General features: G+C 58.8%; 7 protein-coding genes. 1 reads left to right on the top strand and 6 read right to left on the bottom strand.

Annotated elements, in window-relative coordinates:
• Window positions 1-137 precede the first annotated feature (137 nt).
• Genes ACI2KA_RS23995 through ACI2KA_RS23975 form a run of 5 tightly spaced genes read right to left on the bottom strand, consistent with a single transcriptional unit; the run spans window position 138 to window position 5,565 of the window.
• The gene (locus ACI2KA_RS23995; protein WP_404504955.1) at window positions 138-1,100 is read right to left on the bottom strand and encodes a glycoside hydrolase family 26 protein; all 963 of its coding nucleotides are present in this window, start codon (window positions 1,098-1,100) and stop codon (window positions 138-140) included.
• A 13-nt stretch (window positions 1,101-1,113) separates the two neighbouring features.
• The gene (locus ACI2KA_RS23990; RefSeq protein WP_404504954.1) at window positions 1,114-1,617 is read right to left on the bottom strand and encodes a DUF995 domain-containing protein; all 504 of its coding nucleotides are present in this window, start codon (window positions 1,615-1,617) and stop codon (window positions 1,114-1,116) included.
• Window positions 1,618-1,632: 15 nt separating this feature from the next.
• Window positions 1,633-3,561, bottom strand: coding sequence for a glycosyltransferase family 2 protein (locus ACI2KA_RS23985; RefSeq protein WP_404504953.1), 1,929 nt, complete (start codon window positions 3,559-3,561; stop codon window positions 1,633-1,635).
• Complete coding sequence (gene galE, locus ACI2KA_RS23980) at window positions 3,558-4,541, bottom strand: UDP-glucose 4-epimerase GalE (protein ID WP_404504952.1); 984 nt, start codon at window positions 4,539-4,541, stop codon at window positions 3,558-3,560. Before galE ends, ACI2KA_RS23985 begins: the two co-directional genes overlap by 4 nt.
• A 1-nt stretch (window position 4,542) precedes the next feature.
• On the bottom strand, window positions 4,543-5,565 hold the full coding sequence (locus tag ACI2KA_RS23975; protein WP_404504951.1) for a UDP-glucuronic acid decarboxylase family protein: 1,023 nt from the start codon (window positions 5,563-5,565) through the stop codon (window positions 4,543-4,545).
• A gap of 394 nt (window positions 5,566-5,959) precedes the next feature.
• Here ACI2KA_RS23975 and ACI2KA_RS23970 point away from each other — a divergent pair, with 394 nt between their 5' ends.
• On the top strand, window positions 5,960-6,310 hold the full coding sequence (locus ACI2KA_RS23970; RefSeq protein ID WP_404504950.1) for a hypothetical protein: 351 nt from the start codon (window positions 5,960-5,962) through the stop codon (window positions 6,308-6,310).
• Between the two features lie 60 nt (window positions 6,311-6,370).
• Here ACI2KA_RS23970 and ACI2KA_RS23965 read toward each other — a convergent pair whose 3' ends face one another.
• Window positions 6,371-7,141, bottom strand: a complete 771-nt coding sequence (locus ACI2KA_RS23965; RefSeq protein WP_404504949.1) for a helix-turn-helix transcriptional regulator — start codon at window positions 7,139-7,141, stop codon at window positions 6,371-6,373.
• Window positions 7,142-7,925: the final 784 nt, after the last annotated feature.

Below are 7,925 nucleotides of genomic sequence, written 5' to 3'. Positions count from 1 at the left end.
AGGCCGATGCTCGACGAGCCGGCGCCCGCCAGCACCTTTTATCACATCGTCTGCGCCATCTATGAGGCACAGGCCGTGTTGGAGATCGGTGGGTAATGTCCGGGCGGGCCGGGTTGACGTCCCGGCCCGCTCCGGCCTCAAGCCTTGGCCGGACGCACCACGCGCCAGTCCGGTTTGCCGAGATTATGCGGCCAGGGATGAACATCCTTGTCGTTGAAATAGACGACCTCTTCCAGCTTCGGAAAATCCGCCTGTTTCAGCGTCACATCGTTCATCCACGGACGGACATAGGAATCGCCGCCTTCATAACCCAGTTCGGCAACCCAGATCGGCCTGTTGAAGGTTTCGACAAGTCCATAACCCTTGCGCAGCAGATCGGAGAATGTCTGCGGTCCTCCATATTCGATCTTGTCATAGCCCTCGAGACCGAAGACCGAGAGGCCGACCAGATCGGCATAATTGTCGCCGGGATAATAGGCGCGGAGCCCTTCCAGGCCTTTCGGCGACCACATCACCTTCACGCCGGGCACGGCCTTGCGGGTCATGTCCACCATGCGCCTGTAAGCGGCGATATAGTCCTGCGGGTTCCAGCCCGACCACGAGAAGCGGCCGGACGTGTCTTCCATTTCCTGCCCCCAGCGCAGGATCAGCGGGCTTTTCATCGCCGACATGCGCGCGGCGATCGCCTGCATGTTCTGGTCATAATCGCCTCTCAGCACCTTGCGGCGCAGCTCATCGGAGGTGAGCCGCCAGTTGACGTCCCAGGACCAGGGCTCGACGGTGATGAGAATGTTGCGCTTGCGCTCCATGGCATAGGCGTCCGCCAGCGCCAGGCTGTCGAGATCCACGTCCTCCCAGGGCAGGAACAGATGTTCCGTCGCCACGCCGGCCTGGCCGGTGAAATCGCCATGCGGATCGTAGGCGCCGAAACGGATACCATCGGCATGCAATGTCGGGCGTTTGTCGGCAAGCGTCTTCATGCCCGTGGAGCCCATGGGCGCGACACCCTGCGCATCCAGTTTGAACATGGGATACATGCTGGCTGAAAAAGCGACAGCAGCCCCGCTTGCGAAAAGCAGTCTTCTTCTCGTTATCTGCATGACACGTTCCTCCCTACCGCGTCGCTGTCATCGCCTTGTCATAGGCGGCGATCTGCGGAGTGACATCGTCCTTGCGGACAAGTTTCAGGAATTCATCGCCGGGCCTCGGCGGATCATGGCGGAACACGTACCATTGGCCGCCCTGCTTGCGCTGATAGAGCACCTTGCCGATGCGGCCGTGATCGAAGCAGGTATCGGCCTTGCCGTTTCCTGCCGCGCTTTTCCAGGTGGCGCGCATGCACAGAGTGCCGTTGGCATCCACCGTCCAGCGACCTTCGCCCACGGATTTTTTGCCCTTCTCTTCCGTTGCGGCAATGAACTTGCGGCCATCGGCAATGAACCGGCCGCCGCCCGTATCCCATTTCCAGGTCTTGTCGAAGTACATTTCCACGACTTCGCTGGTTCTGAGCGGTTTCGGCGTCTTCGTGCCGCCTGCGGCGTGAACGGCACTGGGCGCGATCACCGCAAGACTGAGTACGAAAGCGGAGAATCCGCACTTGCTTATTGTTGTTCTCATCACAGCCTCCTCCTTCTATTGTCCGACCCTATTGTCGGCCAGCATGATCTCTCCGGTCGCCGCCGTCGGCGGCGCCGCGACGGGTTCCGCCTGCATACGCCGCTGTCCGGGCAATCCCGGCAGGTCGATGCGCAACCTCAGGCGCACCGATCTCGCGCCTTCCACACCCGCACCGGCGACAGTGAACCGCGTTTCGGTGAAACTGACATAGGGCTGTCCGTGCGACAGGGCCTCCAGCCCGCCAACCGCATGGGCGCCAAGCTCCATCGCACTCGCCGTCACCAGCAGCAGCGAACAGGCCGCGGCCGTCGCTCCCCCGCGCAATGCGGGCAACCTGGGCAAACCGTTTTCCATGGCGTGACGGATGAGCAGGAAGACCGACAGCCCCGCATAGATCGCCACATTGACCGCAGCGAAGATAAAGAAGCCTTCGGCCGCATTTTCCCGCGGCGCCAGAAGCATGGCCAGAAGACTGATGGACGCCAGAAGAATATAGGGCGCGACCACCCGCAACGGCAGCGGCGGTTTGGCCTGCGTGCCTTTGGGTGTGATGCGGAAATCCACGAAATCACCGCGGACCGTATCGCGTATCGCCGCCAGCACGCCCATCAGCGACCAAGGCCAGCGCAGGAACAGGAACACCATGGCTTCCCAGCTGAAGAGCCTGGCATCGTGCGGACGGAAAACCCCCGTGGCCCGCCAGAAGAATGCGAACAGGATCATGATCAGCGAAACCGGCAGGAAATGCGCCAGAAACGCCGGGTAGGATGCACTGACCAGCACATGGCCGCGCATCAGCGCTATGGCGGGAAGCACGAACATCAACGCCATGAAGCCGGAAAACAACGGATACCAGAGCTGTGAAAACAGAAACTGGAACTTCAGACGCGGCGGCAGTTGCGACACGTAATGTCTTGAATATTGCAGCAGAATGGTCATCAGGCTCCGCGACCACTGGAACTCCTGCACGATGAGATCGGCAAAGGTGACCGGTCCGTCGCCATGCGCGATGGCGTTGACGGCATGCACGCCCCGCCAGCCTCCGGCATTCATCAAAAGCGTGGTGGAATGATCCTCGGCAAGTTCCGGTCCGAGACCGCCGACCTCACACAGCGCCTTTGTGCGCACGGCGTAATGCGAACCGATGCAGAGCGGCGCCCAGCCATGATTATAACCCAGCTGCAGCGCGCCATGCAGGCTTGCCTCGGCATGCAGCCGGCCGCGCGCCGCCCAGCTTTGGTCGGCGTTGGCATCGCAGATGCTCGGCGCGGAGACATATCCGACCGCCGGATCGGCGAAGGGACGGATGATCTCGCGCAGATAGTCCGGTTCCGGCACATGATCCGCGTCGAATTGGGCGACGAAATCATAACGCTCATAACCATAATGGTCATAGAAATAGGCGAGATTGCCCTCCTTGCAGCGGGTGCGGCGCGGCCAGGTCTTGCGGTGGTAATCGGCGACGCCCTTTCGGGTCGAGACAAAAACGCCATGCGCCCCGCACCAAGCCCGCGTCTGCGCATCCGGGTCCTCATCCGCAAGCCAGACGTCGAATTCCAGCCCTTTCTGTTCCAGCATGGCCATCAGCGTCTTGCGCACCACCGAAAAAGGTTCCGACGGCGCCTTGGTGACGACCATCGCCACCCGGCCCTCAGGCAAAGGAGATTGCCGGTCGACAATCCTGGCATTGAGGAAGATGAAGATGAAATAGGACGGCAGAAGCGTGATCCAGGCCAGCGCCAGCGTGACGACCGTGTAATAGGGCCAATCGATGACTCGGTCCCGGTCTAGCCACCAGATCCAGAAATAGGCGAGCGTCACCAGCCAGCCGCCAATGCCGAGACGATAGGCCAGGCGGCTCCAGCCGGTGAAGACCGGCGCCATCCGCAACATGCCTGCGGCGGAGCGCAACGATGTGACGGCAGGGGTGGAGCGCACCGTCATGACCGCACCTCCAGTCCGAAACCGGGGCCGGCCGTGCGGATGATCGTATCGATATCGGAGTGCTTCGGCACGAAACCGAGCGTCTGCCGCGCCCTCTCTATATCGGCAAAGAGCGCCGGCGGATCGCCGGCCCGTCTTGCGCCGAATTGCACCGGCACCGCCTGCCCCGTCACGCGGTGGATCGCGCGGATGATGTCGCCAACCGAGGTGCCGTGGCCGGAACCGAGATTGACGCGCAAAGTCTCACCGCCGTCGGCGAGATATTGGACGGCGGCCACATGGGCATCGGCCAGATCGCTGACGTGGATATAATCGCGAATACAGGTGCCGTCGCTGGTGTCATAATCCGCGCCGAACACGTCAAGTTGCGGCAGCCGCGCTGCGGCAGCCATCAGCGCCCGCGGGATCAGATGCGTCTCCGGCTCATGACGTTCGCGGAGTTCACCATCCGGATCGGCGCCCGCGGCATTGAAATAGCGCAGCGCCACGTAGCGCAGGCCATAGGCAGCGGCATAGTCCTCGAGCGCCATCTCGAACATCAGCTTGGTACGCCCATAAGGGTTGACCGGCATTTGCGCGGTTTCCTCGCGGATCGGCAATTGCAGCGGCACGCCATAGGTGGCGCAGCTGGAGGAAAACACCAGCCCGTTAATGTGCCCGTCGAGACAGGCATCCAGCAACGAAAGACTGCCGCTGACATTGTTGCGATAATATTTGCGCGGATCTTCCACGGATTCGCCGACATAGGCATTGGCGGCGCAATGGATGATGAAGGCCGGTGAGAACTCCCGCAGCGTGGCCTTCAGCAGGCCGCGATCAAGGATGTCGCCTTCGATCAAGGGACCCCAGCGGACAGAATCCGCGTGACCCGTCGAGAGATTGTCGTAAGCGACTGGCTTGAAGCCGGATTGCGCCAGTGCCTTGCAGATGTGGCTGCCTATGAATCCGGCCCCGCCCGTGACGAGGATTGTGCGGGGCATCTCATACGGCCTCCGCTACGGTCTTGCCGGCCAGCAGCGCATCGAAATAGACGATGGTTTTCTCCAGGCCGATTTCGAGCGGCACGCGCGGCTGCCATCTCAGCAGCTCGTTTGCCCGCGAAATATCGGGACGACGCTGCTGCGGATCGTCGATCGCGGCGGGCAGGTGTATGATACGCGACCGCGAACCCGTCATGCGAATGACGATATCCGCCAGCTGCCGCACCGGAATTTCCGTCGGATTGCCGAGATTGATCGGCCCCGTGCAACCTTTCGGCTTCGACGAGAAGCGCAGGAAACCGTCGATCAGATCATCGACATAACAGAAGGAGCGCGTCTGGCTGCCATCGCCATAGATGGTGATGTCCGTGCCCTTCAGCGCCTGCACGATGAAGTTCGAAACGACCCGCCCATCATCCGGGCGCATGCGCGGACCATAGGTGTTGAAGATGCGCCCAACCTTGATATCGACGTCGTGGCAGCGGTGATAATCGAAAAACAGCGTTTCGGCGCTGCGTTTCCCCTCATCGTAACAAGCTCGCGGCCCGATTGTATTTACATTGCCGAAATAGGTTTCCGGCTGCGGATTGACGAGCGGATCGCCATAAACTTCCGACGTGGAGGATTGCACGACGGTTGCACCGCATCGGCGGGCGACTTCCAGCACGTTGACGGCACCGAGGACATTGGTGAGCAATGTGCCGACAGGATCGCGCTGGTAATCCGGCGGCGAGGCCGGCGAAGCGAAATTGAAAATCAGCGATACGTCGAGGTCATAGGGCTTGCGCACATCGTGCTCGACCAGCAGAAACCGCTTGTTGTCGCGCAAATGCGCCACATTCGCGGTGCGCCCGGTCGAAAAATCGTCGAGACAGACGACTTCATGACCACAAGCCAGCAGGCGTTCGCAAAGATGGGAGCCCAGAAAACCGGCGCCGCCATTGACGAGTACACGTTGGCCAGGTCTCCATTCGGAGTAGATGGTGGCGCCGTTGTCATGCTCGTTGGGAACGAAATTACGCATTACACACTCCTCCCCATGAGGAATCAGCACAGCTGATTCGACTGAACTGGATCAAACTCCCGATTGCACGATATCTTGAATATCATCCTCCGGTTTTTACTTCTTCTGGAGGTTTTAATATTTCAAAGAGATAAACTTCAACTTTCATGATAAGCGCGACAAAAAACAGGTCAACTTTATTTTATCAAAATATTACAATTGATTACCCGAATTTACTCGAAATAGCACCTTGATTTAATACTTTTTAACTACGCCTCCTTTATGCCTTTCTTATTGAGCATTAGCGCAAGCTTCGCTCAACCAGGCGGGACTATCCTGGCTTTGTAAGGCTCGGTCCACCGGGAACGGAACCGCCCGGCGGGATGCGACAGAAAGTCGATTTCAGGGGACACACATGACGAATGAAATGCCTTATTCCCGGGGCGGCAAAGCCGCCCGCCATTGTCGTTTCGCGCTTGTCGCCGCGGCACTCGTGACGTTCACATTCGCCACGGCTTCATGTTCAGTGGTCGAGGACGCCGTTCTCATCAAAACCGTGTCGGCCGACACGGCCTCGATCAGGACGCGGGTTGCTCCTGCGAAGGCGTCCTACGGCTATCAAAAAACCGGCAATGCCGCCGTTACGCTTGTTGCCGATGCCTCCGACACGCCCATCGTATCGCGGCAGTCCTATTCCGGGTCTTCTCCCTATATCTGCTCACCGAGCGGATTCGGGCAAAAGTCCCGCTGCTTCCTGAGGCCCTGAGCCTGCGGCATACAATCCGGCGGAAACCGACGCCTGGCACGGCCGCGGCCAACCCGGCGCTTAGTTCTTCCAGCCGGAGAAACCCTCGCCCTCATCCTTGCTGAAGAAGCGGGAGGCCGCTTCCGTCCGGTTGCGCACGTTCATTTTCTTGTAAATGTTGCGAACGTGGACCTTGACCGTATTCTCTGACAGATGCAGCCGATCAGCGATGATCTTGTTTTGCGTTCCCTTGCAAAGCAGATCGAGGATTTGCACCTCGCGCGTCGTCAACGCCGCCACATCGCTCCTGCTGGCGGCAAGGGCATCGGCGCGGTTGGCGATCACGGCGCTGTTTTGAACGCTCTTGCCGTTGACGGATGGCGAATAAGGCGTGAGCTTGCCGAGAAGAGCGGCGGGAAAATGTTCACCGCCCTTCATAAGCAGATCGACGGCGGCCATGAAGACATCGAGCCGCAGATTGAGCGGCAGCACGCCGTCGATGACACGCATGCCCACCAGTCGCTTCAGCGGCTCCTCGAATTTGTCGATGGTTTCGACGACAAGCGCAATCGGCGCATCCGGGTGCTTTTCCCGCACCTCGGAAAGGACGGCGTGCAGACGCTCGCCCGAGATCCTGTAGGGCAGCACCAGCCGGACATTATTTCCGTAATCGTCGTCGATCTCCGCAGACGAGGTGATGCTCACCACGGCGAATGTGGGGAACTTTTTGCCCAACGCCTCCGTGAGGCACTCGGAAAACAGATCCGGATCCGCTATGATCAATAAGGTTCCATTTATAGGTGCGACGGCGTTTTTTTGTTTTGCCGCATAATCTGACGTTCCCATGAACATTGACGCCTCCCTCAAGCGCTTACGCATTACTTTCTTTTGGTTGCGCATTCTGTCGTCTGTCGGATATTTCCCCTTGATATTCAGGGGCTCTTATCCGCTCCAGGCCATGTCAACTATCATTAATTACCCGTTAATTAAGGAGGCTAATACGAAAAGCTGTGTAAATAAATGGCCCAAACGGGTTATTTTTTACAATTGACATACAAAACAGGTTACAGCGCGATAGAATCATTCATCCTGAAACCAATGCAAAAACAAACACATCGGAAAAGCGTTCGTTAGGGTTTTGCAATCCGGTAAAATATAACTTTTAGTTGATATCCCTTTACATAGCTCGCCGACGAAAGAAGTTCGGGGCTGTTTCTTTTCGGGATAAGGGCCTTTTCCCGCCGATATAAACCACACCCCCCGAAAATGCTGCCCCCTCCTGGCAAAGCGCGTCTTTATTTGTGCTCGACCGGCGTAAAAACCCGCCCGGTCCGCAGCTGCCGCATATATATTCGGGGTGAAGCACCGATATGTTTAGCCCGAATTGATATCTAGGAAGCGCAATTTTTCTGCGGCACAGTCTGACCGTCGCTCAACGGCGGCCGATGGGAAGATACTTCCGGCCCTTAAGATGTGTTTGAAACCGCCGGTTCCTTTTCACGAAACATGAAAGCCAAAAAAAGACGACGCCACCGCGCTCCCGTTTGGAGCGAGGAACGGATTTGTGCGCCATTTTACCGAGTAGCGCGCAAGGGCGGAACAAAAAGAGCCCGATCACGGGCCACTACCGAACCGC

The sequence above is a fragment of the Agrobacterium sp. NPDC089420 genome (assembly GCF_044900305.1).
In the GTDB taxonomy this organism is placed as follows: domain Bacteria; phylum Pseudomonadota; class Alphaproteobacteria; order Rhizobiales; family Rhizobiaceae; genus Agrobacterium.
Note: the sequence above shows the minus strand (reverse complement) of the source record. Positions and strands in the feature narration are given on the sequence as shown.

Bases quoted from the DNA above. Each gene is read 5' to 3' on its own strand.
- ACI2KA_RS23995 (WP_404504955.1), bottom strand. From the start codon at position 1,100: ATGCAGATAACGAGAAGAAGACTGCTTTTCGCAAGCGGGGCTGCTGTC.
- ACI2KA_RS23990 (WP_404504954.1), bottom strand. From the start codon at position 1,617: ATGAGAACAACAATAAGCAAGTGCGGATTCTCCGCTTTCGTACTCAGT.
- ACI2KA_RS23985 (WP_404504953.1), bottom strand. From the start codon at position 3,561: ATGACGGTGCGCTCCACCCCTGCCGTCACATCGTTGCGCTCCGCCGCA.
- galE (WP_404504952.1), bottom strand. From the start codon at position 4,541: ATGCCCCGCACAATCCTCGTCACGGGCGGGGCCGGATTCATAGGCAGC.
- ACI2KA_RS23975 (WP_404504951.1), bottom strand. From the start codon at position 5,565: ATGCGTAATTTCGTTCCCAACGAGCATGACAACGGCGCCACCATCTAC.
- ACI2KA_RS23970 (WP_404504950.1), top strand. From the start codon at position 5,960: ATGACGAATGAAATGCCTTATTCCCGGGGCGGCAAAGCCGCCCGCCAT.
- ACI2KA_RS23965 (WP_404504949.1), bottom strand. From the start codon at position 7,141: ATGTTCATGGGAACGTCAGATTATGCGGCAAAACAAAAAAACGCCGTC.